24 protein-coding genes are annotated in these 25,398 nt (G+C 65.2%); 14 read left to right on the top strand and 10 right to left on the bottom strand.

All coding sequences use genetic code 11. The features are described from left to right. Positions 1 to 85: 85 nt before the first annotated feature. On the top strand, positions 86 to 604 hold the full coding sequence (locus tag OIT41_RS05920; protein ID WP_241709507.1) for a metallopeptidase family protein: 519 nt from the start codon (positions 86 to 88) through the stop codon (positions 602 to 604). Here OIT41_RS05920 and OIT41_RS05915 read toward each other — a convergent pair. From OIT41_RS05915 to OIT41_RS05905, 3 genes are read right to left on the bottom strand one after another with little or no spacing between them, the layout of a single operon-like run. After that, positions 598 to 2,277, bottom strand: coding sequence for a DUF5719 family protein (locus tag OIT41_RS05915; RefSeq protein ID WP_264637567.1), 1,680 nt, complete (start codon positions 2,275 to 2,277; stop codon positions 598 to 600). The genes OIT41_RS05920 and OIT41_RS05915 overlap by 7 nt on opposite strands. After that, positions 2,270 to 5,605, bottom strand: coding sequence for a glycosyltransferase family 2 protein (locus OIT41_RS05910; RefSeq protein WP_264637935.1), 3,336 nt, complete (start codon positions 5,603 to 5,605; stop codon positions 2,270 to 2,272). Before OIT41_RS05910 ends, OIT41_RS05915 begins: the two co-directional genes overlap by 8 nt. Next, positions 5,605 to 6,150, bottom strand: coding sequence for a WhiB family transcriptional regulator (locus OIT41_RS05905; protein WP_241709529.1), 546 nt, complete (start codon positions 6,148 to 6,150; stop codon positions 5,605 to 5,607). Before OIT41_RS05905 ends, OIT41_RS05910 begins: the two co-directional genes overlap by 1 nt. 364 nt (positions 6,151 to 6,514) lie before the next feature. On the opposite strand from OIT41_RS05905, the gene OIT41_RS05900 reads away from it, so the two are divergent. After that, the gene (locus OIT41_RS05900) at positions 6,515 to 7,213 is read left to right on the top strand and encodes a TIGR03089 family protein (protein WP_264637566.1); all 699 of its coding nucleotides are present in this window, start codon (positions 6,515 to 6,517) and stop codon (positions 7,211 to 7,213) included. On the opposite strand, the gene OIT41_RS05895 is transcribed toward OIT41_RS05900, so the two are convergent. Next, a complete protein-coding gene (locus tag OIT41_RS05895; protein WP_241709504.1) occupies positions 7,200 to 7,772 on the bottom strand; it encodes a GtrA family protein in 573 nt (190 codons plus the stop codon). The two genes, OIT41_RS05900 and OIT41_RS05895, sit on opposite strands and share 14 nt — an antisense overlap. Before the next feature lie 219 nt (positions 7,773 to 7,991). Here OIT41_RS05895 and OIT41_RS05890 point away from each other — a divergent pair, with 219 nt between their 5' ends. The 4 genes from OIT41_RS05890 (at position 7,992) to OIT41_RS05875 (ending at position 11,986) form a co-directional block, all read left to right on the top strand. After that, the gene (locus tag OIT41_RS05890; protein WP_241709528.1) at positions 7,992 to 9,131 is read left to right on the top strand and encodes a 5-(carboxyamino)imidazole ribonucleotide synthase; all 1,140 of its coding nucleotides are present in this window, start codon (positions 7,992 to 7,994) and stop codon (positions 9,129 to 9,131) included. Then, a complete protein-coding gene (gene purE, locus OIT41_RS05885; RefSeq protein ID WP_264637565.1) occupies positions 9,128 to 9,721 on the top strand; it encodes a 5-(carboxyamino)imidazole ribonucleotide mutase in 594 nt (197 codons plus the stop codon). Before OIT41_RS05890 ends, purE begins: the two co-directional genes overlap by 4 nt. A gap of 76 nt (positions 9,722 to 9,797) precedes the next feature. Further along, positions 9,798 to 11,048 (top strand): mannose-6-phosphate isomerase, class I, encoded by a 1,251-nt coding sequence (gene manA, locus OIT41_RS05880; protein ID WP_264637564.1) that lies wholly within the window; start codon positions 9,798 to 9,800, stop codon positions 11,046 to 11,048. A gap of 2 nt (positions 11,049 to 11,050) precedes the next feature. Next, complete coding sequence (locus tag OIT41_RS05875) at positions 11,051 to 11,986, top strand: lipid II:glycine glycyltransferase FemX (protein ID WP_264637563.1); 936 nt, start codon at positions 11,051 to 11,053, stop codon at positions 11,984 to 11,986. 32 nt (positions 11,987 to 12,018) lie between these two features. Here the strand turns inward: OIT41_RS05875 and OIT41_RS05870 are convergent, their stop codons facing one another. Further along, positions 12,019 to 12,363, bottom strand: coding sequence for a hypothetical protein (locus OIT41_RS05870; RefSeq protein WP_264637562.1), 345 nt, complete (start codon positions 12,361 to 12,363; stop codon positions 12,019 to 12,021). A 201-nt stretch (positions 12,364 to 12,564) separates the two neighbouring features. Continuing rightward, positions 12,565 to 13,584 carry a class II fructose-bisphosphatase gene (gene glpX / locus OIT41_RS05865; protein WP_171983398.1) on the bottom strand — a complete coding sequence of 340 codons (1,020 nt, stop codon included), beginning with the start codon at positions 13,582 to 13,584 and terminating at the stop codon, positions 12,565 to 12,567. A 204-nt stretch (positions 13,585 to 13,788) separates the two neighbouring features. Here glpX and OIT41_RS05860 point away from each other — a divergent pair, with 204 nt between their 5' ends. The 6 genes from OIT41_RS05860 to OIT41_RS05835 all read left to right on the top strand — a co-directional run bounded on the left by OIT41_RS05860 (position 13,789) and on the right by OIT41_RS05835 (position 19,890). Continuing rightward, on the top strand, positions 13,789 to 14,508 hold the full coding sequence (locus OIT41_RS05860; RefSeq protein WP_413542310.1) for a DUF4245 domain-containing protein: 720 nt from the start codon (positions 13,789 to 13,791) through the stop codon (positions 14,506 to 14,508). A 9-nt stretch (positions 14,509 to 14,517) separates the two neighbouring features. Continuing rightward, positions 14,518 to 15,132 carry a carbonic anhydrase gene (locus OIT41_RS05855; protein WP_264637561.1) on the top strand — a complete coding sequence of 205 codons (615 nt, stop codon included), beginning with the start codon at positions 14,518 to 14,520 and terminating at the stop codon, positions 15,130 to 15,132. A gap of 98 nt (positions 15,133 to 15,230) precedes the next feature. Next, the gene (locus OIT41_RS05850) at positions 15,231 to 16,667 is read left to right on the top strand and encodes a class II fumarate hydratase (RefSeq protein WP_264637560.1); all 1,437 of its coding nucleotides are present in this window, start codon (positions 15,231 to 15,233) and stop codon (positions 16,665 to 16,667) included. A 130-nt stretch (positions 16,668 to 16,797) separates the two neighbouring features. Beyond that, positions 16,798 to 17,466 (top strand): TetR/AcrR family transcriptional regulator, encoded by a 669-nt coding sequence (locus OIT41_RS05845; protein ID WP_264637559.1) that lies wholly within the window; start codon positions 16,798 to 16,800, stop codon positions 17,464 to 17,466. After that, a complete protein-coding gene (locus tag OIT41_RS05840; protein WP_264637558.1) occupies positions 17,463 to 19,205 on the top strand; it encodes an MDR family MFS transporter in 1,743 nt (580 codons plus the stop codon). The genes OIT41_RS05845 and OIT41_RS05840 overlap by 4 nt, the downstream gene beginning before the upstream one ends. A 484-nt stretch (positions 19,206 to 19,689) precedes the next feature. After that, entirely contained in the window at positions 19,690 to 19,890 is a 201-nt protein-coding gene (locus tag OIT41_RS05835; protein ID WP_241709496.1) for a hypothetical protein, read from the top strand. Here OIT41_RS05835 and OIT41_RS05830 read toward each other — a convergent pair. Both OIT41_RS05830 and OIT41_RS05825 read right to left on the bottom strand, forming a co-directional pair. Continuing rightward, positions 19,878 to 20,351 (bottom strand): NUDIX hydrolase, encoded by a 474-nt coding sequence (locus OIT41_RS05830; protein ID WP_264637557.1) that lies wholly within the window; start codon positions 20,349 to 20,351, stop codon positions 19,878 to 19,880. The genes OIT41_RS05835 and OIT41_RS05830 overlap by 13 nt on opposite strands. A gap of 164 nt (positions 20,352 to 20,515) precedes the next feature. Next, on the bottom strand, positions 20,516 to 21,097 hold the full coding sequence (locus tag OIT41_RS05825) for a prepilin peptidase (RefSeq protein ID WP_264637556.1): 582 nt from the start codon (positions 21,095 to 21,097) through the stop codon (positions 20,516 to 20,518). A 59-nt stretch (positions 21,098 to 21,156) separates the two neighbouring features. On the opposite strand from OIT41_RS05825, the gene OIT41_RS05820 reads away from it, so the two are divergent. Both OIT41_RS05820 and OIT41_RS05815 read left to right on the top strand, forming a co-directional pair. Beyond that, positions 21,157 to 21,927: a hypothetical protein gene (locus tag OIT41_RS05820; protein WP_241709493.1), complete on the top strand. Its 771-nt coding sequence runs from the start codon at positions 21,157 to 21,159 to the stop codon at positions 21,925 to 21,927. 121 nt (positions 21,928 to 22,048) lie between these two features. Next, positions 22,049 to 22,693, top strand: coding sequence for a GNAT family N-acetyltransferase (locus OIT41_RS05815; RefSeq protein WP_264637555.1), 645 nt, complete (start codon positions 22,049 to 22,051; stop codon positions 22,691 to 22,693). 276 nt (positions 22,694 to 22,969) lie between these two features. On the opposite strand, the gene OIT41_RS05810 is transcribed toward OIT41_RS05815, so the two are convergent. Next, positions 22,970 to 24,244: a PhoH family protein gene (locus tag OIT41_RS05810; protein ID WP_413542309.1), complete on the bottom strand. Its 1,275-nt coding sequence runs from the start codon at positions 24,242 to 24,244 to the stop codon at positions 22,970 to 22,972. A gap of 373 nt (positions 24,245 to 24,617) precedes the next feature. Next, positions 24,618 to 25,379, bottom strand: coding sequence for an isoprenyl transferase (locus tag OIT41_RS05805; RefSeq protein ID WP_264637933.1), 762 nt, complete (start codon positions 25,377 to 25,379; stop codon positions 24,618 to 24,620). Positions 25,380 to 25,398 lie beyond the last annotated feature (19 nt).

The following is a 25,398-nucleotide window of genomic DNA, read 5'->3' as shown; positions in this document are numbered from 1 at the left end:
TAGCCGCACTTCGCCGCGGCGCGGTGCATTGCCCCTTTGCGGGCATTATGTCGCGTTGGCCGAATCACGGGTCTAAAGTCGATATATGCAGTCACAGCACCACGTTCCGGGCTTTACGGTCCATTTGTCCGACACCGGGGACAGCCAGGAAACGACGACGGCGGGCTCGTCCGCACGCGGCTTCAGGGAGCGCCGCAGGAACCGCCACGGGCGGGGATTGCGGGGCGAAATCATCCTGCCCAACCTTCCGGGCTACCGGACGCGTGCCGAGAGGTTCGACGACCTTGTGCTCGATTCCGCGGAACGGCTGCAGGATATGTGGGGCAAACGGCTCGACGGCGTCGCGTTCGCCGTCGAAGAGATCCCGCCGAACCTTGAACAACTGGTGGCCGAAGGAACCGCGGCGCCGCTGGGTTCCTACACCCCGGCGGCCCACGGTGCCGGACCCGTCATCACGCTCTATCGGCGCGTCGTCGAGCACACTACCGGCGGCCGCGAGGACCTGCAGGACCTGGTGCACGACGTGGTCGTCGAGTACACCGCCGAGATGCTCGGAGTGCCGCCGGAGACCTTGGATCCCGTGTACCGCCGTCGTTATCAGTAACCCAGGGTGACCTGTACTTTTTCGTGGCCGGCAGCGCCGTCCTGGATGGTCAGGACCGAAATCCCGGGCTGATCGCCTTGGCCCAGCACGAGCGCGCCGTAGGCCGCGTCCCCTGACGCCGACACGATGTAGCCCGAAACCGCCGCGCCGTCGGACTTGTCCGGAACGCCGATGACCGAAGTGGTCCCCCCGGCAATGTCCACGGTTTCCGTTTTGTGCACCTTGCCGTCCGAGGTGACGGGCGTGTAACTGACCGTCGCACGGCCCGTCGGCACGCCGAAGCTCAGGAAGCGGGTGCCGCCTTGAGGTACTGCCACCATGTGCTGGCTTCCGAGACGGACCGCGGCCGGAGACCAGGCGAAATCAACAGGATCCGCGGACTTCAGTCCCCGCGTCACGCGTGAGGACGCGGCGAAGGAAACATCCGAGGTGGCGCTCACGGTGTACATGCCGGCCGGGACGCCCGTGAGCGGTACTTCGGTGACCGAACCCGCTTTGGCGGTCACTGCTCCCCCGCCGGGCAACGCGCGCTGGCCGTTCGGCCCGAACAACCGCACATCCACCACGGCGTCGACGGGACCCGGGACCGTGATCTGCAAGGCAGGAACGACCTCGGCAAACCCGGGCTTGTCCGCGAGCGACTTCACGGCGGCCGGGTCCTGGATGTCCACCCCGGTCATGACCTGGGAATCGGCGACGCCGGCACCGGGAGTAATGAGTTCGACGCCACCGGCCGTGAGGCCACGAAGGACGCTTTGCTGGATGGTTGCCGCGACGGGGCCTCCACCGCTGCGCAGATGGACGGAGAGCTGACCCTCGTTCGGGGCCAGTCCGGCCAAGTTGATGGAACGGGTCGTTCCGGGCGAAACCAGCAAGCCACGGCTATCCGGGGCTTGGATCTGGCCACGGGCGCCGAACAAGTCGAGATTGACGGTGGCCGGCGTGCCCGAGGCATTGCTGATGTTCAAAACCGCCGTCCGCCCCAGCGCGGTGTTGGCGCCAAGGAGCCATGCATCGTTGACCGGCTGTTGGCAGGGCGCCGCAGCCAGTCCGCGGAGATCGCCGTCGCCTGCGGTGTAGCTCATCAAGCCCGCTACCGCGGCCTGCTGCCCGCTGATGGGATCGGCGTCCACCACAGTGACGTCGCCCGCGGGCCTCTGTGCCACGACGCCGGCATTCAGGACGGGAGGTCCTGACGCCGGCGGCTGCGCGGCAGCTGGGGGTTTGGCAATGCCGGCGATCGCGGAGCCACCGAGCGCGGCGAGATTGCTCCCTGGGACGGATCCGGTGGCGTCACTGAGGACCACCGCATCGAGGAAGCTCTTTGCCGAGCGTGAAACAGGATTGAACTGGGTGTCGGTGCCCGCCGGGGTTCCTTCGGCGAGGCGGGGAGGTGCCGGGCACACCGCGGTTGTCTTTCCTACCGGGACATCCGCGAGGGACATGTCCAGGGTTTTGTTCCCTGCCGGGGACGGCACGATGGATGCTGCCGACACCATCCCGGCCCCTGCGGCAAGGAGCAGCGTTGCGGAAAGCGCTCCCAACACAACAGCTTTGTTCTTGTTCTGGCCTTTGTTCCGGCCCTGGGCTTTGTTCCGGCTCTCGGCTTTGCGCTGGCCGCGCCTCCGCGACCCCGCGCCGGCCTCGGGGGCCGGGCCTTGGTTGTCAGACACTGCTGTACTCCTCACGGAGAGAGTTTTGTTCCTTCAGGAGGCCCGCCTTCGGCCTGCGGGCGGGCATGGGGATGGCCAGCAGGACGGTCAATCCAATGACCACGGCCTGCAGGATGCTGAGCCAAGGCTCCCAGACGGTGGTGTAGCGGATCTCGATCTGGCCGCCTGCGGGCGGCAAGGTGAACGCTTGCGCCCATCCCGACGTCGTCGGGGTCAGTTGACGCCCATCCAACCAGGCGCTCCAGCCGGAGTCCGCCCGCTCGGCGAGCACTACCTGGCGTCCGTCCGTGCCTGCCGGGATGCTGCCGACGGAAGACGTCCCGAGGGATGGCAAGAGGGCAACAACGGCACCCTTGGCGTCCACCACCCTGGCACGGTGCGCCGTCTCGGCGTCGGCTGCAGCGGCCTGGTTGAGCGGCGTGACCCGCCACAGCCAGCCGGAATCGGTCTTGCCCACGGCGACCAGGCCGGGAACGGAATCGATCCGGTTGGCCGTCAACTGCGCAGCCGTGTCCGACGACTTCAGAACCACGAATCCGGCACCAAGCTGCTCAAGGCCGGGCCGGGGGTCCACGCCCGTTCCCGCGACAATCGTGGCTACGGCGTTACGGATGGACGCGGTGGCGTCGTCGTCGGCCACCAGGCGTTCCTGTCCGGGTGATCCGACGATGGAACGTGCGGCAGCAACAGTGGAGAGCGAATCCAAGGTAGTTCCGGCGCCGCGCATAAGTGAGGACGTGTAGCCACCACTGTCATCCGCGGTGATGACCAGCGTCCGTGTCTGTTCCGGGCCTTGGCCGTGGTCGACGGCGGTGGCAGGCAACGTGCCCTGCCCGGACGGCTGGACAAGCCGCGGCGTGCCAAGCGCGCCGCTGGCCGAAGGCGAAGTGCCGGCGCCGGCCAGGGCATTCTGGGTTGCCCACAGGCCCATGCTGGCCAAGGGCCCGGCAATGAGGAGGAGGGTTGCGACAGCGGAGACGATCCGTACTGCCGCGCGCTGGACCGGGCGGCCGCCCTCTGCCTTGATCTTCAGCTGGAAGAGGTTTTCAGCGCCGATCAACGCCGCTCCGAGGAACGCGAAGCCCGCGGCGGAAACTGCCGGGCCCGTGAAAGGAGCCACGAGCAGGTTGCCGTCCACTCCGGTTGCCACGTGTCCGGCGAGCCATGACCAGGCGAGGAGCACAAGGGCCCCGGCCCAGAGGAAACGTGCGATGCGTGACCGTTTTCCGGGAACAAAGAGTGCGGCAATGGACAAGAGGAGGATCGGCGCACCAAGCAGCAGGGCAAGCGCCAGAGCCCACGGAATACCCGACGGGCCAAACGGCGCCAACCCGGCCAATCCGCCGTTGACGTCGAATTTCAAGGGTTGGCCAAGCAGTTGCTGCCACAGCGGTGCCGCTTGGAACCCCAGCGGGAGGCCTGGATCGGCCAGCATGGCGCGGGGTCGTTCCAGGACCGAGAGGACATACGGCGCAAAGAGCGCGGCGCTCGGAAGCAGCGACCACCAAATGGTCCGCCCGCGCCGCCCCAAGGCGATGCCGCAAAAAACAATGAGGACTACCAACGGAAGCAGCAGGGACGGCGCTGAGGCCGTCACCACCGCCAGCGCCAGGCCGGCCGCGGCAGCAGCCGTCCACGACGGAGTGCCGTTGACGCCCGGCTTGCCGGGGAACGGCTTTGTTGCGGCGTAGCCGGCGGGTTGGACCCGGTGGCTATTCAACGCAGCGTCGCGCCCGAGCGCAGAACCAGTGGCCCGGAAGAGGGCCAGCACCAGCAGGGGCATCGCCACGTGTGCCAGGAGGGCGCCGGCCCGTCCCTGGTTCAGTGCGACCTGGAGGGCCGGTGCTCCGGCCCAGATCAGCGCCGCAATGAAACGGTATCGGCGCAGCGTGGTCATGGCGCCCGCCGCAAACCATGCGCCCAGGCCGGACAACGGCATGGCCAGCAACAACAGCCACACGATGGCTGTGCTGGAGTCTCCTCCCCCGAGCAATGAAACAAGCCACAGGATGTAGGCGAACGGATCACCGTGCCCGGGCAAGCCTGCCCCCAAGTTGATCCACCAACTGGACGCGGACCGCCAAATGTCAGCGGCCGCGGACAACGGCAAGAGGCCGCCGCCGGTCACCGCGCTGGCCCCCAGGAGCCCCAGCAGCCCCACGATGGAGGCGGCCAGCGCAACAAATCCGGCGGCCACTGCGCCCGTTCCGATCCAACCCCGCTCGTTCGTCGCGAGGGCCACGAAATCGTCGCCGGCGTCGCCGCTCGGTTCAGGAGCGAGGGAATCCGTCTCCTGGAATTCGTCGGCGCCAATCGCCTCGATGAGGGAGCGGCGGTGGGCCCGGACCTCGCGGCGCGGGGTCTGAAGGCCCTTGACCATCGAGCGGCGTACGCGTCGCGTCCGGGCGGCGTTCTGCCTGGACCGCCAAATCGCCCGGGGACGGCCGAGGGCCGCGATGGTGGCGCCGAGCTGGGAAATTCCGTAACCGGGCTCTTTGACCAGGATGCTCACGACGAGCCTCACCATGCTTCCGAGCAACGCGCCGAGCGCATGCAGGGGAACCTTCCACGGCGAAGCATGGGTAAGCCTCAAATGGATCTGGCTCTTGCGGGCGGCGGCGGTTGTCGCAAGGCCGTGGGGACGATGCTCGACATGGAACATGCGCGCGGCCGGGACCACGACAACCCTGTTGCCCGCAAGCCAGTTGCGCCAGCAGAAATCGACGTCGTCTCCCACGCCGGGATACGCGGGGTCGAAGCCGCCCAGTTGCTCCCAGGCGTCGCGGCGGATCAACATGCCCGCGGAATTCACCGCGAAAGTGTCCGTGCGCCCGTCGTACTGGCCTTGGTCGAGCTCGTCGGCTTCAATGAGCGTCAGACGCTCGGCCCAGCGGCTCGTGGAAAGACCGGCGTCGATGAGCCTGCGCTCCGCGTCCCAGGCCAACTGCTTGCAACCGGCCACTGTGACCGACGGCGCGCGCTCGACTGCCTGAAGCAGCTCGGCGAGTGCGTCCGGGGCCGGAGCGGCGTCGTCGTGCAACAACCAAATCCATTCAACGGCCCCCGGCTCCCGCGAAGGGGCCGAACGGGCCAGGCCAGCCAGGACGGCAGCACCGAAACCTACTTTGTGTTCGCCGGTGCTGGTGACGTTGGCCGCGCCGAGGGCCCGCTGCAGCAACGCTGCGGACTTGTCGCGGGAGCCCGTATCAATGCCAATGGCGGCATCTGCCGGACGCGTCTGGTCCAGCAGAGCCGCCAGGGTTCTGGGGAGATAGTTACCGCCGTCGTGCGAGACGACGACGGCGGTAACGTGTACTGCCTTGAGAATCAGACCGCTCGCTTCCTCAGCCTGCGGCGTTCACGCTCGGAGAGCCCGCCCCAGATACCAAAACGTTCATCGTTGGCGAGTGCGTATTCAAGGCACTGCGAACGGACATTGCACGCACCGCATACCTTTTTGGCATCCCGCGTGGAGCCGCCCTTCTCGGGGAAGAACGCCTCCGGGTCCGTCTGGGCGCACAAGGCGTCCGTCTGCCAGCCAAGTTCGCCTTCATCGTCGAAGTCACCTTGGCCCGGAAGTCCGATCCACACCGGCTGGGCGGGATTGTCGAGCGGACCGCGCAGCTCCATGGGAGGATCATCGAGATCGTCCTCCGGATCTACCGGCGCTCCTCCCACGAGAGCCTCGTGCGCAGCAAGAAGGGCTGTTGCCTCATCTTCCAGCGACTCCCGAGTGGCCTCGATATAGCGGTCGGCCGCCTGCGGATCTGCCGGGTCAACATACCAATCCCCCGGAACTTCGCGCGACCGGTATTTCACCGACGCATAATCCGCGACGACTGCATCTTCCTGGATACGCAACGCTTGCCCCATGGCGTCCCTCCTGATTTTTGCAGCTGCTGCCGTGCTCATTCGGTACTCGGTTATGTACCCGATACTCCCGCAGCGGCGTTCGATATCTAATTACACGTGTGTAACTACCAAGCCGTCAAGCCGCGCCGGGATAATAATCAACTTTCCGCACTAACCAGCGCCGCGCCACGCCCGGTATTTTTTCGCCCCGCCCGCGCGCCATGGCGGAAAACGGAAGCTTTGCATCACTTAAGATGTATTTTCATTGAATTTCAGGGAAATCGTTTGACCCTTCGAGCGCCGCACCCTCGCCGTCCCACAGCTCCATGTGGCGCAATTCACACGCCCCGGGACCTGATCTGACGCCCCGTGGCAAGATGTAGCCATGAGCACCCCCGCGATGAACCTGATGGCAGCCCTGCGTTCCGGACACGCCACATCCCCCCGCCTGACCTGGTACGGACCGGACGCCGAACGGGTGGAGCTCTCTGGGCGGGTCCTGGACAATTGGGTGGCCAAGACCAGCAACCTGCTCCAGGACGAGTTCGACGCCGAACCGGGCATGAGCCTTCGCCTGGACTTGCCCGCCCATTGGAAGTCCCTCGTGTGGGCGCTGGCCGGATGGCAGCTGGGCATGGAACTCGTGCTCGACGGCGGCAGCGCGGACCTGCTTGTCACGGACACCCCCGACGCCGGCGCCGGAGCCGGCTTCGGCGCCGTGGTCGCCGTGCCGCTCGCGGCACTCGCGATGCGCTGGCCGGGAGAACTGCCGGCCGGCGTCGTGGACTACGCGGCCGAAGTCCGCTCCCACGGAGACGTATTCATGGCGCACGCCGAACCCGACGCGGCACTGCCGGCCCTGCGCCGCCCTGAAACCGGGCACTCGCACGGCGAATTGCTGGACGGCTTCGCCAAGGACCATGACTCCGGCGTACGGCTGCTGGTCCGCGCGGCCGACGGCTTGGAGTCGGCCCTCGCGGACGCCCTCGGCGCATGGAACAAGGACGGTTCAGTGGTCCTGGTGCACCCGGACGTTGATGTCACCCGGCACCTGCTGGAGAACGAGCGCGTCAGCGGCGCTTGACCGCGTCTTCGCCTTCGTCGGAGCCAGCCTCGGAGCCGGCGGCATGCATGGCCTTGGCCTTGGCCCTGTGGTGGGCCTCGATGATCTCGTGGTCATGCGAGAAGGCCTCTTCTTCGTCGAGCTCCTTGTTGAACACCAGGAAGCGGTAGGCGAAGAAGCGCACCACGGTGGCCACGAGGATGCCGACAACCCCGGCTGCGAAAAGGACGTTCTTGTCCTGGATGTTCATGCCGTATTTCGCGATGGCGGTCAGGCCGGTGGAGATACCGATCCCAATGCCGTTGATGACGATGAACATCACGAACTCGCGCACCACGTTTGCCTGGCGGCGGTGGCGGAAGGTCCAGAAACGGTTGGCGACCCAGGAGAACACGGTGGCCACGGTGGCGCCGACGAAACGGGCTTTGGCCTCACTGTCGGACATCGGGCCGTGCATGAGATAGTAGGTCAAGCCGTTATCTATGACGAACGCAACACCGCCGACAGCGCCGAACTTCGCTACTTCGCGCCAAAAGAGCGAGGCGAGCCCGCGCATGCGATCTGCAAGTGTGTTGATCATGACCCTCCATGGCCGTTGTTCTAGGGGGCCGATGGGCCGAGGCTCTATTTTAGCTCCGATTCCTTGGAGCTTGCCGAATTATTCGGCCCCAAGAGCCACGGGCCAACGCTGCATGGGGCCGGCGACGGACAAAATCAAGGAACCGGCCGCTGGTTCGGTAGGCTGAACCTTGTGACTTTTCCTGTAATTGGCGTGGTTGGCGGCGGCCAGCTCGCACGAATGATGGCCCCGGCGGCAACCGCTCTTGGCTTTGAACTCCGGGTCCTTGCCGAAGGCGAGGACGTTTCCGCGGTCCGGGCCGTGGCAACGGCTCCCATTGGCGACTACAAGGACCTCGCGGCACTCCTTGAGTTCTCGGAGGGCCTGGACGTCATGACGTTCGACCACGAGCACGTCCCCACCGAGCACCTGAGGGCGCTGATCGAGGCCGGAGTCAACGTCCAGCCCGGCCCCGATGCCTTGGTGCACGCCCAGGACAAACTGGTGATGCGCGCCGCGATCGACCGCCTGGGGCTCCCCAACCCGGCGTGGGCTGCCGTCACCGGCGTCGAAGACCTGGTGGCTTTCGGCGAGCAGACCGGCTGGCCGATCGTCTTGAAAACCCCCCGGGGAGGCTATGACGGCAAGGGCGTGCGCATCATCCATTCCGCCGACGACGCCCGGAGCACCACGGACTGGTTCGACGCCATGAGCCCGCTCCTGGCCGAAGAGAAGGTCGACTTCAGCCGCGAGCTTTCCGCGCTCGTTGCGAGGACGCCCGACGGCGAATCCCGCGCATGGCCGGTTGTCCACACTGTCCAGGTGGATGGCGTCTGCGACGAAGTGATTGCGCCGGCCCAGGACATTCCCGTGGAGGTCGCTGCGGCGGCCGAAGAGGCCGCGCTGCGGATTGCCAATGAACTCGGAGTCACGGGAGTGATGGCTGCGGAACTCTTCGAAACGCCCGGCGTCGGAGTCGGGTTCCTGGTCAACGAGCTCGCCATGCGGCCGCACAACACCGGCCACTGGACGCAGGACGGCTCCGTCACCAGCCAGTTCGAGCAGCACTTGCGCGCAGTCCTCAACCTCCCGCTCGGTGCTACCGACGCCCTGGGCGCGGTGGTCGTCATGAAGAACTTCCTCGGCGGCGACAACCAGGATCTCTACAGCGCGTACCCGAAGGCCCTCGCCTACGAGCCGGCCGCAAAAGTCCATTGCTACGGCAAGTCCGTGCGGGCCGGCCGCAAGATCGGACACGTGAACCTCGTCGGCAACTCGACGGCGGACGTCGACTCCATCCGACACCGCGCCACCATAGTGGCCGACATCATCCGTGACGGCCGCATGCCGGCCGAGACCACCTCCGAGGAGACCGCATGAGCGCAGAAACAATGGATCCCGGAAACGCGGGGGCAGCGAACGCCTCCCCGATCGTGGGGCTTGTCATGGGCTCCGACTCGGACTGGCCCGTCATGGAAGCCGCGGCCGACGCCCTGGCGGAATTCGGCATCCCCTTCGAAGCCGACGTCGTCTCCGCGCACCGCATGCCCACGGAGATGATCCGCTACGGCCAGACCGCCCATGAGCGCGGTATCCGGGTCATCATCGCCGGAGCAGGCGGCGCAGCCCACTTGCCGGGCATGCTCGCCTCCGTTACCCCGCTGCCCGTCATCGGCGTCCCGGTCCCGCTGAAGACCTTGGACGGCATGGACTCCTTGCTGTCCATCGTGCAGATGCCCGCCGGCGTTCCCGTGGCCACTGTTTCCATCGGCGGCGCCCGCAACGCCGGCCTCCTGGCTGTACGAATGCTGGCGTCCGGAACCGATGACCTTGCCGTGCGGCTTCATGGCGAACTGCTCGAATTCGCGCAGGAGCTCAACAACACCGCCACGGAGAAGGGTGCCAGGCTCCGCGACAAGGTTGCCGAAGTCTTCTCGACGGCGAACGTCTCCGCCCGGAGCAGTCGTTAAGAGCCCGGGCAGCCGCACAGAGGTCATCCCCGGCAATCCCGAATGAACCGTCCCGCAATGACAAGGATCCCCCGCCGTGTACCAGCTTGAGAATGTTCTCCGCCCCTACGCATGGGGATCGACGACGGCGATCGCCGCCCTGCTGGGAAGGCCCGCCTCGGGTGGTCCGGAAGCGGAGTTGTGGATCGGAGCGCACCCGGACTCGCCGTCCGTGGCCACCCGTCCGGATGGCTCTTCCGTCGCCTTGGACGCCTTGATCAGCGTGGATCCCGTGCATTTCCTTGGTGAAACGAGCGTGGCCGAATTCGGTCCCCGCTTGCCGTTCCTCACCAAGCTCCTTGCAGCCGACAAGCCCCTGTCCTTGCAGGTCCACCCTCGCCTGCAGCAGGCCAGGGACGGCTTCGCGAAGGAAAATGCCGCGGGCATGGAAGCGGACTCACCGGAGCGCAACTACCGCGATGACAACCACAAGCCGGAGATGATCTTCGCGCTGACGCCGTTTCACGCCCTTTGCGGTTTCCGCCCGGCCGCCGATTCGCAGCGTGTCTTCGAGCACCTCGCGACCCTCCTGGACCTTGCCGCCGTCGACGTTCCGGACGTCATCGCCGGAGTCATCTCGGACCTTTCCGGCTCCGATGAGCCCTCGGCGCTCAAAGCTGCGTTCACCCGGCTGATTACCGGCGGGGAGGCCGTCTCCGCGGCCACCGATCAGGTGGTTTCCATCCTGAAATCGGGCGCGCCGATGGGGCAGCACGCCGCGGAACTCTCGACGTTGGTGGACATCAACAGCGAGTTCCCGGGCGATCCCGGTGTCCTGATTTCCCTGCTCCTGAACCTCGTGTTCCTGTCCCCGGGCGAATCGGTGTACTTGCCCGGCGGAAACGTCCACGCCTACCTGAAAGGCCTCGGCGTGGAGGTGATGGCGGCGTCGGACAACGTGCTCCGTGGCGGCCTCACCCCCAAGCACGTGGATGTTCCGGAACTCCTGAAGACCATCGAATTCGCTTCCCTCGGCGTCCCGCGCATCGAGCCCCGGATCTCCGGCTTCGGCCAGGATCTCTATGTGCCGCCCTTCAAGGAATTCCAGCTCCAGCGCATCGAGCTGGGACCCGGAGCGGAACCGGTGCCGATGGCCCAGGCGGGTCCCGCCGTCGTCGTCGTGGTTTCGGGTTCCGTGGTGCTCGACTCCCCCAAGAGCGAGCTCGCCGTCGAGCGTGGGGGGAGTGCGTTCATCCCGGCGTCGGAAGAGCCCGTCATGGTGCACCCGGTTGCCGGTGCCACGGGAACCAGCGTCGCCTTTGCCGTGACAACAGGCTTGGGGAACTAACGGTGGAGTACTTCCTGCAGACGCCCGCATGGGCGTCCTTCCAGCGATCCCTCGGACGTAGCGTGCACGAGGAATCCGGGCCGGGGTGGCGTTTCCTCGCAGTGGAGGAAACGAACCCCGCCGGCAAGGTGATCTACACGCCCTACGGACCCGTCGCCGATTCGCTGGAGGCCTTCGACGAAGCCGTAGCGGCCCTCGTGGCGATCGCGCGCCGCAGCCGCGCAGTGTTTGTCCGGATGGAACCGGTCACCGCCGGGTTCGAAGCCGCCGACGCCGGTGCGGTCCTGCGGGAACGCGGCCTGCAGCCGGCGCCGTCCAACCAGCAACCGGAATTGAGCTGGATCGTGGATCTGGAGGGCGACTTCAAGGACGTCCTTGCGGGCATGAAACCCACCAACCGGAACCTGTACCGCAACATCCACAAGAAGGGTGTCACCTTCCGGTCCTCGCAGGATCCCGAAGAGATCTCGGTGCTCCTGGACTTCCTGCACATGACCGCCGCGCGCAACGGCTTCAAGCCCCAGAGCGACGACTACCTCAGCGCCGTGGCCCAATCCCTCATGCCGGCCGGTGCCGGCACCCTGTTCATCGCGGAACTCGAAGGCGAGCCCATCGCGGCGGCCCTGGCGTACGACTCTGCCGACACGCGAACCTACGCCCACGCGGCGCTCGATGATACGCATCGCAAGCTCAGCGCCGGCATTCCGTTGCTGGTGACGCTCATGGCGGACGCCAAGGACAAGGGACTCAAGCACGTCGATTTGTGGGGCGTGGCCCCGGAAGACCAACCTGACCACAAGTGGGCCGGATTCACCGCCTTCAAGAAGTCCTTCGGCGGCCGCGAAATCGCCTACCCGGGCACATGGGACCTTCCGGTCAACAAGCTTCGCTACGGGGCCTACCAAGTAGCCCGGAAACTCCGCGACAAGCTCCGCTAGGGTTCCTCCGCGCGAACTGGCAGCAGATGACCTCAAAATCCGATTGATGTCCCTCTGGTACTGCTCAGCTTCCCCATGGTGCCGCCCGTCGTATTGGAGGGCGACCCGCTCTTTGACGTAAGCGGCATCGGGCGCCGACCCGGGGCCAGGTGAAGGGCCAGCCGGGCCTTACGTACGCCACGCATGCCGGGACGGGCTGACACCATCGCCTTCAAGTCGTCAATGGTCGCCAAGGGCTCGCGGGGCCTGGGAGGGTTGTCGCCGTGCTCGACGACGATCGAGTCGCCCGTCGCGACAGTGTCGTCGATACTCAACAATTGGGCCAGGTCCAGCCACGTCCGGGCAGGCGAGGTGAGCCGGACGCCGTCGAGCACCATCACTTCACCCGGTTTGAACGTAAGTTGGTGCCCTACAACATGCCGTCGCGGACCTTTCTCCCAGTTAGCCCGACGGAAGTCTGCGGACACGCAAAGGGCGGTGGGATCGTGACAGCGGCGTCAGAATCGACAAGGTCCGTGAGGACAAAGCCAGAGATAGCCGCCGAGCGATCGTGCCGCCCTTTTGCACTAAGCCGGGAGTTACTTGCGGGCGTAACCTTCCCACTTGCTGGCCTGGTGCTCGCCGTCGACGAAGCGGATCGTGCCGGACTTGGAGCGCATGACGATGGACTGGGTCAGGACCTTGTCCTTGGAGTAGCGCACGCCCTTGAGCAGGTCGCCGTCGGTGATGCCGGTAGCTGCGAAGTAGCAGTTGTCGCTCGTGACGAGGTCGTTCGTGGAGAGGACGCGCTCGAGGTCGTGTCCGGCGTCGATGGCCTTCTGCTTCTCGTCGTCGCTGGTGGGCCACAGGCGGCCCTGGATAACACCGCCGAGGGACTTGATGGCACATGCGGCAACGATGCCTTCCGGCGTGCCGCCGATGCCCATCAGGGCGTCGACGCCGGTGCCGGAACGTGCGGCGGCGATGGCGCCGGCAACGTCGCCATCCATGATGAACTTGGTGCGCGCACCGGCTTCGCGGATTTCCTCCACCAGCGGGCGGTGGCGGTCGCGGTCAAGGATCATGACGTTGAGCTGGTTGACCTTGACGCCCTTGGCCTTGGCGATCAGGTGCAGGTTCTGCTTCACCGGCAGGCGAAGGTCCACCATGTCGGCGGCTTCAGGACCCGTGACGAGCTTCTCCATGTAGAACACGGCGGAGGGATCGAACATGGTGCCGCGTTCGGCCACTGCAAGCACGGCGAGGGCGTTGTTGATGCCCAGGGCAGTCAGCCGGGTTCCGTCGATGGGATCGACGGCGACGTCGCACTCGGGTCCGGTGCCGTCACCGACATGCTCGCCATTGAAGAGCATCGGGGCTTCGTCCTTTTCACCCTCGCCAATGACAACGACGCCGTTGAAATGGACGGTGTGGAGGAAGGAGCGCATGGCGTCAACGGCCGCGCCGTCCGCCTTGTTCTTGTCGCCGAAACCAACCCAGTGGCCGCCGGCGATGGCAGCAGCTTCGGTGACCCGGACAAGTTCGAGGGCCAGGTTGCGGTCCGGCTCATCGGTCCCGACGGCGAGCGCCGGCGAAATAGTGGAATACTTCTGGGACATTGGCGCTGGAGACACGTGAACCTCTTCTTCGATGACGCGATTCGTGGGACCAGGAATGGCTGGGCTTGGCGGCCTGAATGATTCCTCTACAAGAGATCATAGTCGCGGCGGAGCGGCACGGTCATGGGATGACCAACTCCCGGAACGCCCCTTGCGCGGACCGGCCGATGTGTATTAGCCGCTTGGATAGGAGACTATTGAAGCGTGAGTGAAACGCAAGACAAAGCAATTGCCGCTGTCCCGCCAAGCAACGGAGGCACCAAGGCAGCAGGCAACAATGACGCCGGCCGGCCGGCCGTCAAGCCTGTAATCGCGGCAAAAGCCGCCAAACGGGCCAATGCTTCCGTCATCGGCATGCTCATCGCGTTGCTCCTGTGCGTGCTGGCGTTCCTTCCGATCGTGCTCATGAATCCGGCGCCAAAGAGCAGCGGTTACAAGCCCGACGTCGATGTGGCCGCAACGGCCGCCAATGCGAAAGATGTGGCGGGTTTCACACCTGTGGCGCCGAATACCGGCGACACATTTAGTCCGAACTACGCTCGCTGGTCATCCGGGACCGGCGACGGCGTACCCACGTGGGAGGTCGGCTACGTGACTCCCCAGCAGATGTTCATCGGGCTTGTCCAGACCCGCAAGGCCAATCCAACCTGGATTTTCCAGCAGACCGGCAGCGCTCCGGTCACCGGCACGCGGAGCGCCGGTGGCCATGACTGGGAGCTCCATGACACGGCCAAGGGCAACCGCAGCATGGTGCTGAACTACCGCGGCACCACGATCATCCTGAGCGGGAGCGCAGGACTGGACGAGTTCTCCACGTTGGCCGCCGCCGTGGTCAAGGCGATGGACGCTGCTCCTGTCGCCTCCGCGGACGCGGGCACGAAGCCCGGCGACACAGTTTCGCAGCCTGCCACCCCAAAGCCGTAAAGTAGCGCCGTGGCTACCTATCTGACTCCCGCACTTGCCTGGCGCCGTTTGCGCGAAGGAAACGAACGCTTCGTCGCCGGCGAGTCCCTGCACCCCAACCAGGACGCTTCGCGCCGGCACTCCCTCGTCGAGGACCAGCATCCATTTGCCGTGATCTTCGGCTGCTCGGATTCCCGCTTGGCCGCGGAGATTATCTTCGACCTCGGCCTGGGGGATGCCTTCGTGGTCCGCACGGCCGGGCAAGTGATCGACGACGCCGTCCTCGGTTCGCTGGAATACAGCATCTCCCAACTTCATGTTCCGCTCATCGTGATCCTTGGCCACGACAGTTGCGGCGCCGTGACTGCGACGAAGAGTGCCGTGGAGACAGGTGAAATGCCGGCAGGTTTCATCCGTTCCCTCGTGGAACGCATCACTCCCTCCGTCCTCACGGCAATGCGCAACGAGCAATCGGACGTCAACGAGATGGTGGTGGAGCACGTCAAGCAGACAGCCCGCCGATTGGCCGACAGTTCCCGTGTGATTTCCGACGCGATCGACGACGGCCGGGCCGCCGTCGTCGGGCTTTCCTACAAACTGGACGAAGGCCGCGCGGCGCTTGTTTCCGGGATCGGCAAGCTCTAAGCCGGATGCCGGGCCGCCCCCGGAGGGGCGGCACCAAGCGGCCGTAGCTTTGCTCCTCCGGTTTTCGGTCAAGCGGCTGCTCGCCATAAGCTAGCCCCATGACTTCCACTCAAGAATCCAACGCGGCCGAGTTCCGTATTGAACATGACACGATGGGCGAAGTTCGCGTTCCCGTGAACGCCCTGTACCGCGCCCAGACGCAGCGCGCCGTGGAGAATTTCCCGATCTCCGGCAAGACGCTTGAGCGCGCGCACATCGAGGCCCTGGCGCGGGTCAAGAAGGCCGCGGCCCTCGCGAACGCCGAACTTGGGGTGCTCGACGGCGAGCTCGCCGAGGCGATTGCCAACGCAGCCGATGAGGTCGCCGCCGGAAAGTACGACGGCGATTTCCCCATCGACGTCTTCCAGACCGGTTCGGGCACGTCGTCCAACATGAACACGAACGAGGTCATCGCCGAGCTGGCGACGCGTGCCCTCGCGGCCGCCGGGAGCGACAAAGTTGTCCACCCGAACGACCACGTCAACGCTTCCCAGTCCTCCAACGATGTCTTCCCGACGTCGGTCCACGTCGCCGCGACGTCGGCCCTGATCAACGACCTGATCCCGGCCCTCGAGTACCTGGCTGCTTCCCTGGACCGCAAGGCAGTGGAGTTCAAGGATGTCGTCAAGTCCGGCCGCACCCACCTCATGGACGCCACGCCCGTGACTTTGGGCCAGGAGTTCGGCGGCTACGCCGCGCAGGTCCGTTACGGCATCGAGCGCATCAACGCTGCGCTCCCCCGCGTCGCCGAGGTCCCCCTGGGCGGCACCGCGGTGGGCACCGGCATCAACACCCCGGAAGGCTTCCCGGAGCGCGTCATCGAGCTCCTCGCGGCCGACACCGGCCTGCCGCTGACCGAGGCGCGCGACCACTTCGAAGCGCAGGCCAACCGCGACGGCCTCATCGAAGGCTCCAGCCAGCTGCGCAACATCGCCATCTCCTTCATGAAGATCAACAACGACCTCCGCTGGATGGGGTCCGGCCCCAACACGGGACTCGGCGAGATCTCCATTCCGGACCTCCAGCCGGGCTCGTCGATCATGCCGGGCAAGGTCAACCCGGTCATCTGCGAAGCCTCGATCATGGTCTGCGCCCAGGTCATCGGCAACGACACCGCCATCGCCTGGTCGGGTACCAACGGCGCCTTCGAGCTCAACGTCGGCATCCCCGTGATGGCGGCCAACCTGCTCGAATCCATCCGACTCCTGGCCAACACCAGCCGCGTCATGGCCGACAAGATGATCGACGGCATCACGGCCAACGTGGAGCGCGCCCGCTTCCTGGCCGAGGCTTCCCCGTCCATCGTGACCCCGTTGAACAAGTTCATCGGTTACGAAGCAGCCGCAAAGATCGCCAAGAAGGCCGTTGCCGAGGGTTTGACCATCCGCGAAGCCGTGATCTCCCTTGGCTACCTTGAGCGTGGCGAGCTGACCGAAGAGCAGCTCGACAAGGCCCTCGACGTCACCACCATGACCCGCCCGGCCCACAAGGCCTAGCCTCCCCAGTCCGACTGGCCAGCCCGACGGCGGCCGGCGCCTTCCCCTCGGAAGGTGCCGGCCGCCGTCGTCGTTTCCTCCCGCAGAACTTTTCTTGCACTATTTAACTAAAGGTGCAAAACTTTACTTTGTGGACAATAGTGCAACCAATGACGGTGGGCTCCGGGAGCGCAAGCGCGCTCAGACCCGCGCGGCGATCTCAGCCATCGCCCGCTCCCTGACGGCCCAGCGCGGACTCAACGGCTTCACGGTCGAGGAAGCCTGCGAACAGGCCGGGATTTCGCGGCGGACCTTCTTCAACTATTTCCATACCAAGGAAGACGCGGTGATCGGCTCGTTCTCCGACGAGCTTCCCGAAGAGGCCCTGGAGGCCTTCAACCGCAACCCCGCCCGTGCCGCCGGCACCATCTCGGACTCGTTGCTGTCCGCGCTGCGCCAATTCACCCTGGCGGTCCTCGAGCGGTCCACCGTGAGTCCGTCGGAGATCCGTCAGCTCATCGCGGCAGTCACGGCCGAGCCCCAGCTCCTGGGCCGTTTGACCCGCGAAGGCGAAGTCCGCGAGCGCCAGTTCGCCGAACTCATCGCCGCCCGTGAAGGCCTCCCGGCGGATCACACGGAGGTCGTCATGGCCGCCGCAGCCTTCGGTGCGGTCACCAAGAAGACGAGCAAGCAGTTCTTTTCCGAGGAGAACACGCAGCCATACCGGGAACTGCTGGACCGGAACCTCAACGCAGCCCGCACGCTCTTCGCCCAACCGCTGGACATCAACCCCGTCGAACCCCAGAAGGATCAACCGTGAGTACCACTCTCAAGACCAAAGCGGCCGCACCGCTGCTTTTGACCCAGAGAAGGATCTGGATCATTTTCTCGGCGTTGATCGCCGGCATGCTGCTCTCGAGCCTGGACCAGACCATCGTGTCCACGGCCATGCCCACGATCGTCGGCAAGCTCGGCGGCGTGGAGAACCAGGCCTGGATCACCACGGCCTACCTGCTCGCCACCACCATCGTCATGCCGATCTACGGCAAGTTCGGTGACATCCTGGGCCGTCGGAACCTCTTCCTGATTGCCATCGGCTTGTTCACGGCAGCTTCCATCGGTTGTGCCTTCGCCACCGATTTCTGGGGCTTCGTGATCTTCCGCGCCATCCAGGGCCTGGGCGGCGGCGGACTGATGATCCTCTCGCAGGCCATCATCGCGGACATCGTGCCCGCCAAGGAACGCGGCAAGTACATGGGCCCGCTCGGTGCCATCTTCGGGCTCTCCGCCGTGGCCGGCCCGCTCCTGGGCGGCTTCTTCGTCGATCACCTGACCTGGGAATGGGCCTTCTACATCAACATCCCCATCGGCATTGCAGCCTTCACCATCGCCTGGTTCACGCTCACCCTGCCAAACAAGAAGGCCGAAAAGCGCATCGACATCCTTGGGGTCCTGCTGCTGTCCGCTGCCACGGCATGCTTGATCTTCTTCACCGATTTCGGCGGCAAGAAGGACCAGGGCTGGGACTCCCCCCTTACGTGGGCCTTCGGCGCCGGCATGGTGCTTGCCGCCTTCCTCTTCGTCCTCGTGGAGCGCAAGGCGGAAGACCCCATCATTCCGCTGAGCCTGTTCAAGAACCGGATCTTCATCAACGCAACCGCCATCGGCTTTACCCTGGGGCTGGGCATGTTCGCCGCGATCGCCTTCGTGCCGACGTTCCTGCAGATGTCCTCCGGTACTTCAGCCGCGGTTTCCGGCCTGCTCATGCTGCCGATGATGGTCGGACTCATGGGGACGTCCATCTATTCCGGTATCCGCATCTCCAAGACCGGCAAGTACAAGATGTTCCCGATCCTCGGAGCCAGCCTCACGATCGTTGCCATGTTGTGGCTCACCACGCTCACCGCGGCAACTCCGATCTGGGTCATCTGCATCCAGCTGTTCATCTTCGGCGCGGGCCTGGGCTTGATCATGCAGGTCATCGTCCTGGTGGTCCAGAATGCGGTTCCGGCCGGGCAAATCGGCACGGCAACGAGCACGAACAACTACTTCCGCGAGGTCGGTGCTTCGTTGGGCGTCGCCGTCTTCGGCTCTATCTTCACGACGCGGCTGGCCGAGTCCCTCACCAAGGCATTCACAGGCGCCGGGGCTTCCGCCGCGCAGGCTGCACAGTCAACCAGCAAGCTTGATCCGCAGACCTTGGCCCAGCTGCCAGTCCAGGTCAAGGACGCCATCGTCAATGCCTACGCCGACTCGCTGGCACCGGTGTTCTGGTACCTGATCCCGTTCATCGCGGCAGCCCTCCTGCTCGCCATCACCCTCAAGCAGATCCCGCTCTCCGACACCGCGGGAATGGTGGCCCGGGGCGAGGCTGTCGGAGGCGAGGAGGCGGAACGACTTGAAGCCGAACGCCTCGGAGTTTCCTCCGACGCGACCGTTGACGCGGTCGCCAAGCCTGAGTCCGACCCGGTGGGGCTGGTGGAGCCGGTGGAGCCGGTGGAGCCGGTGGACGACGTGGAGCCGGTGGACGACAATGACGGCGAGCTCGCCCGGCGCTGAGCCCGGGAGATGCCCAGCGTTGGCTCGGACGAGTGGACATATCCGGCACAGAGCCGCGGACATGCCCAGCGTTGCCTCGGACGAGTGGACATGCTCGGCGCTGAGCCCGGGACATGCCCGCCGCAGGCTCGGACGAGTGGACATATGAGGAATATGTCCACTGCCCGAATGCAAAGCCGGGCATGTCCACTGCGCCGCAAGTAGGGCTCGCGGGACATACGCCGGACTCGCGGGGTAGCTGGCCGGGCCAACAGGGGCGCCGCAATCTTATGGGGGTTTGCGGCGTCCCTGTGTTGTACGGCCTTGGCTCGGACGAGTGGACATGCTCGGCGCTGAGCCCGGGACATGCCCGCCGCAGGCTCGGACGAGTGCACATATGAGGAATATGTCCACTGCCCGAATGTAAAACAGGGCATGTCCACTGGGGCGAACGTGGGACTCCATGATCGAGTGGACTTGCGGAGTCTGGCCTAGGCTGGAACCCATGAGTCCAGAGCCCGAAGAATCCGCAACCATCAGTCCCGCCGTTCGATGGGGATTAGGGGCAGTCCTTTTCGGGCTTCTGGCTGTCTCCATTGCCGCCGCCAAGGGCGAATGGTGGACCATCGCCGGCGCTATTGTCTGCGGTGCAACCGCTTTCGTCTTCGCTGCCCGCGCGATCCTTGCGGCCCGTCAATCGCGCTGATACGCGACGGCGGTGCCCGGCTCCAGCGCAAGCCGGATGGTTTCGCGGTGGCCGGCGCTGATCTCAGGCAACTCGTCGAGGGCAAACCAGCCGACGGCGATTGACTCGTCGTCGTTGACGCGGGCCTCCCCCGAGAGATAGCGGCATTTGAAAGCAATATCCAGGAAGTCGCAGACGTCTCCGTTGGGATACGTGACCGGGCCGATCACGCCCACTGCCAGGATGCGCTCGGTTTCGGCGACTACGGCAGTCTCCTCGAAGATCTCGCGGATCAAACCAGGGGCTGGATGCTCACCCGGTTCGAGCATTCCGGTGATCAAGGTCCACCGGCCGTTGTCGGCCCGTTGGCACAGCAGGACCCGGTTCTCCTCGTCCAGGACCACGCCCCGCACTCCGGGCAGCCACAACGGATCATTGCCGATTTTCTCGCGGATTTCACGGATGAATTCCGGGACCGGCACGGCCTAGCCCGCTTTCGCTGAAACAGTCATCACCAACACGAACTCTGCCTCCGTTTCCGGGTCGGATCCTCCAGTAGGGCGAGTATCCCACCGGCGATGCCCGAATGACAGCGGGCCAGGCTGCTCACCCTGTCGTTTCCCGCCGCCGTGGCCCACGGCTCTCCTCACGCGGGCAGTGCAAACATCGCCGCTGCCGCACCGGCAAGCATGAATGGCCCGAATGGAATTGCCGATTTCAAGGTTCCCCTCCGGGCCGCCAGGACTCCCAGGCTCCACAACCCGCCGAAGAGGAACGCCGCAAACGTCCCGGCGAAAACATGCGCCCAACCCAGGTAGCCAAGGTAGAGGCCGAGGACACCGGCCAATTTGACGTCGCCGAAGCCCATCCCGGGCGGATACGCCAAACGCAGGATGAAGTAGAAAACCCACAGCACGGCTCCCCCGGCCACGATGCCCAAGGCGGGCACGCCGAGGAAGGAGGCACCGCCGTCGGGCGTCTTCCCTGCCGCTCCGCCGGCGCGGTCCGTCGCCTCTCCCCCAGCCAAGGTGACGGCTATCGCCGCGCCGAGCAGCAACACGCCGGCGATCGCATAGGACGGGAACACGATCCGGTTGGGCAAGAGGTGGTGGCGGACGTCGATGACGGTGAGACGGGCAGCCATGATCGCAAAGTAAACACATGCTGCCAGCAGGAGCCAGAAGGCCGGGACACTGGTTCCCCACAATTCGCCGAGTCGTCCGATCACCCTCGGATGCTATCGGTTTTCTCAAAGCTGCGCCGGTCACGCACGCTTAGACTGTGGATATGGGGCGCTACAGTGCAGAAATCCAAGGCAATCAGGACGCCGACATGTCCTCCACCTTCCGGAACCTCTGCCGTTCCTCCCCGTGGAAATGGACTAGCCTGAGGTTCGAATACCTCGACCGGCCAGGCACCCCGGAAGCCACGGTGCGCGCCTGGCTGCGCCGGCCGGGAGCGCTTCGGCTCGAAACCGTCGACGGCGCGTTGCTGCATAGCACCACGGGCATCAACGACTCCCGCGACGGACTTTATCTTGGTTCCAAGCGCAAGTCCTGGCTCTTGCCGGCCCACTTGGTGACCCCCGTTTACGATTCCGCAGGCTTGGTCCGCCGGCGCCCCGAGGCTGCGTATGGTGAACCGTCATTCGGGAACGGTCGGCTCGCGGCAGCACTCGATCCTGTCGAGCTCGCGGGCAATGCGCCGGTGCCGATGGAGTTTCCCGAGTCCAACCGGGTGTCGTTCGGGCCGATCCGGGAAGTGGATCACGAGGGGCGCCCGGCCTTGGAGACCATCGCGACGCCGGGACACAGCTACGTGGCGTCCGACGCGGCAACGCCGCTCTGCTTCCCTGGACGCACGCTCTTGCGGGTGGACTCTGGAACGGGCGTGTGCGTTTCCAGCCAATCGCTCGACGGCGACACCACCGGCCACGGGCACTGGATGCGGATACTGGGGGTGGACGAATACATGCTGGACGATCTGTTCCTCGCCGAATCGATGAACCTCACCGACGTCCGGAAGCACATCAGCTGGGACATCGGCCCCCGCGCGTAGTCGCCGGCCCCAAGGAACGCCCGCTCACATATCCGCCCCTCCCGCCCAACCCCCGCTCACATATCCGCCCGTCCCGCCGAACGCCCGCTCACCTAGGTTGCCTGTCGGCTAGGCTTCCCGGATGAACGAGCTAAATGCGATCTGGCCCCTCTTCGGTCTCACCCTGACCACTCCCCGCCTGGAGTTGCATCCTATTCGGGACGCTGACCTCCCCGCAGCGGTTGAGGCCGCACTCAGCGGCATTCACGCCCCTGGCAAGTCGCCCTTCAGCAACCCTTGGACGGAACTGCCCAACGATGAGTTGGGTGCCAACATGGCCCAATGGTATTGGCGCTGCCGTGCGGGAATGAATCCGGAATCATGGACGCTCCTTCTGGGCATCTGGCACCAAGGAGAGTTCATTGGCTGCCAGGATCTGGAGGCGAAGAGCTTCGCATCGTTGAAGACGGTCTCCACCGGCTCCTGGCTCAAGAGAGCCGCGCAAGGCCAAGGGCTCGGCAAGGAAATGCGCGCAGCCGCCCTCAGCTACGCCTTCGACTTCCTGAACGCAGAGGTAGCTACATCGGAAGCTGCCGTGTGGAACAAGCAATCCCTGGGCGTATCCACCAGCCTCGGCTATGAACCCAACGGCACTTATCGCGCCCAATGGGGCGCCGGCGTTGTCGAGGTCCAACGCGTTCGCCTCACCGCCGGCTCCTTCATCAGGCCCGATTGGAAGCTAAAGGTAGAAGGCCACGACGCCGCAGCAAAGTTCCTGGGCATGTGAGCCGGCGTCGATGAAAAACCCCACATACGTGAGCGAGCGTCCGCAGGAAACCCCACATACGTGAGCGAGCGTCCGCAGCAAAGTTCCTGGGCATGTGAGCCGGCGTCGGGGAAAAACCCCACGTACCCGAGCGAGCGTCCGCAGGAAACCCCACATACGTGAGCGAGCGTCCGCAGGAAACCCCACATACGTGAGCGCGCGTTGGGCTGGAAACGCACAAGAATCAGCGGAGGCCGTGGCCGAGGAAACCGGCCACGGCCTCCGCGCGTATGCTGCCTAGATTTCCGCCCCTTCGAGCAGTTCCGTCACGAGGGCCGCGATCGGCGAGCGTTCGGAGCGGGTCAGGGTGATGTGCCCGAACAGCGGGTGCCCCTTGAGGGTCTCGACGACGGCGGCAACTCCGTCGTGCCGACCGACGCGGAGGTTGTCCCGCTGGGCGACGTCGTGGGTCAGGACGATCTTGGAGTTCTGGCCGATACGGCTCATGACCGTGAGGAGCACGTTCTTCTCGAGCGACTGTGCCTCGTCCACGATCACGAAGGCGTCATGGAGCGAACGTCCGCGGATGTGGGTGAGCGGCATGACTTCGAGCATGCCCCGGTCCATGACTTCTTCCACGACTTCCTGGCTGACGAGTGCACCGAGGGTGTCGAAGACCGCCTGCGCCCAGGGGTTCATCTTCTCCGCCTCGGAACCGGGGAGGTACCCGAGTTCCTGTCCACCCACCGCGTACAGGGGGCGGAAGACGATCACTTTGCGGTGCTCCCGGCGCTCCAGGACTGCCTCGAGTCCCGCACACAAGGCGAGGGCCGACTTTCCAGTGCCCGCCCGGCCGCCGATCGAGACGATTCCGACGCTGGGATCCATGAGCAGGTCGATCGCAAGCCGCTGCTCCGCTGAGCGGCCGTGCAGTCCGAAGACATCACGGTCGCCCTTGACCAGCCGCACTTGCTTGTCCGCGCCCACGCGGCCCAAGGCGGAGCCCCGGTTTGAGAGCAGCACCAGTCCCGTGTTGACGGGCAACTCGGCAGCTGCCGGGATGAAAACCGGCTCGTGCCCGTACAGGGTGGTGATTTCGTCCTCGCTGGCCTCGATCTCCGCCATCCCGGTCCAGCCGGAGTCCTTGACGAGTTCATTGCGGTATTCGTCCGCGAACAGCCCCATCGCGGAGGCCTTGACGCGCATGGGGAGGTCTTTGGAGACGACCGTGACGTTGCGGCCTTCGTTGGCGAGGTTCTTGGCGACCGCCAGGATGCGGCTGTCGTTGTCCGCGCCGCGGAATCCCGCCGGCAGCACTTCGGTGGACACATGGTTCATCTCCACGCGCAGCGTGCCGCCGTCGGATCCGATCGGGATGGGTTGATTCAAGCCGCCGTGCTCGATGCGCAAGTCATCCAGGAGCCTGAGGGCCTTGCGGGCGAAGTAGCCCAACTCGGGATCGTGGCGTTTGCCTTCAAGTTCGGTGATGACCACGATCGGGACAATGACTTCGTGCTCGGCGAAACGCAACAAGGCGTGCGGATCGGAAAGCAAAACGGAAGTGTCAATCACATAGCTCCGGCCGGTCGGGGTCCCGGACTGTGCAGTCCGTCCACTGTTGGCCCGCTTGGTGCGAGAGGTAGCTGAACTTTCCCCGTCGGAAACGACTACGGGCAGTTGCTCAGAAATAGCCACATCGACTCCAGCCCCGGGCGAACCCGGCTTATTCGTGAGGCGGCTCGGCCGGAAGGCCGGGCGCGGCCCCCCCACGTAACTGGTGCGATGATCCGCTCCATCTACTGGCCTCCCCGATCAGCAGGCGGTTTGCCTACTGATGGGATTAACGTATTCCCGTGCGATTACATTTCCAGTTAGCCCAAACGGCGATTCGCGTAGACAAAATGTGAACTTCCCGTAAACGGCGCCGCACCGGAAGGTCACGGCGTCAGGAACCGAAGCGGCGCTGCCGGCCGGCATAGTCCCGCAAGGCCCTGAGGAAATCAACCTTGCGGAACGCGGGCCACAGCGCCTCGCAAAAGTAGAACTCGCTGTAGGCGCTTTGCCACATGAGGAAGCCCGACAAGCGTTGTTCACCCGACGTGCGGATCACCAGATCGGGGTCCGGCTGGCCGCGCGTGTAGAGGAAGCGTGAGATGTCGTCCACGGAAAGTTCATCGGCCAGCTCGGTGATGTCGCGGCCGTGCGCGACGGCGTCGTGCAGCAGTTCCCGCACCGCGTCGACGATTTCGCGCCGTCCGCCGTAACCGACGGCCACGTTCACGTGGAGCCGCTCGCGGATCGGAGTGCGGGCCGTGAGTTTGGTGAGCCGATCGGCGAGATAGTCCGGAAGCAGTTCGGGCGCACCCATGGCGTGGACCGAGATATTGGCGTCGTCATCCAGGCGGTCGAGGGTGTTGGCGATGATTCCCATGAGCAGTTCAAGCTCTTCACCAGAGCGGTTCATGTTGTCCGTCGAGAGCATGTACAGCGTGACGACTTTGACCCCGAGTTCCTGGCACCAGCCGAGGAATTCGTGGATCTTGTCCGCGCCTGCTTGGTGGCCTTCGCTGGTTGGAGCGTTGAATTGCCGCGCCCAACGGCGGTTGCCGTCCACCATGACGCCAATGTGCTTGGGAATCTTTTCCTGCTCGAGGGAACGGAGCAGTTTGCGCTCGTAGAAGCCGTAGAGGAAGCCGGGCCACTCCATCCGGACACTCACCTGACTT

The sequence above is a fragment of the Arthrobacter sp. YA7-1 genome (assembly GCF_025960325.1).
In the GTDB taxonomy this organism is placed as follows: domain Bacteria; phylum Actinomycetota; class Actinomycetes; order Actinomycetales; family Micrococcaceae; genus Arthrobacter; species Arthrobacter bambusae_A.
Note: the sequence above shows the minus strand (reverse complement) of the source record. Positions and strands in the feature narration are given on the sequence as shown.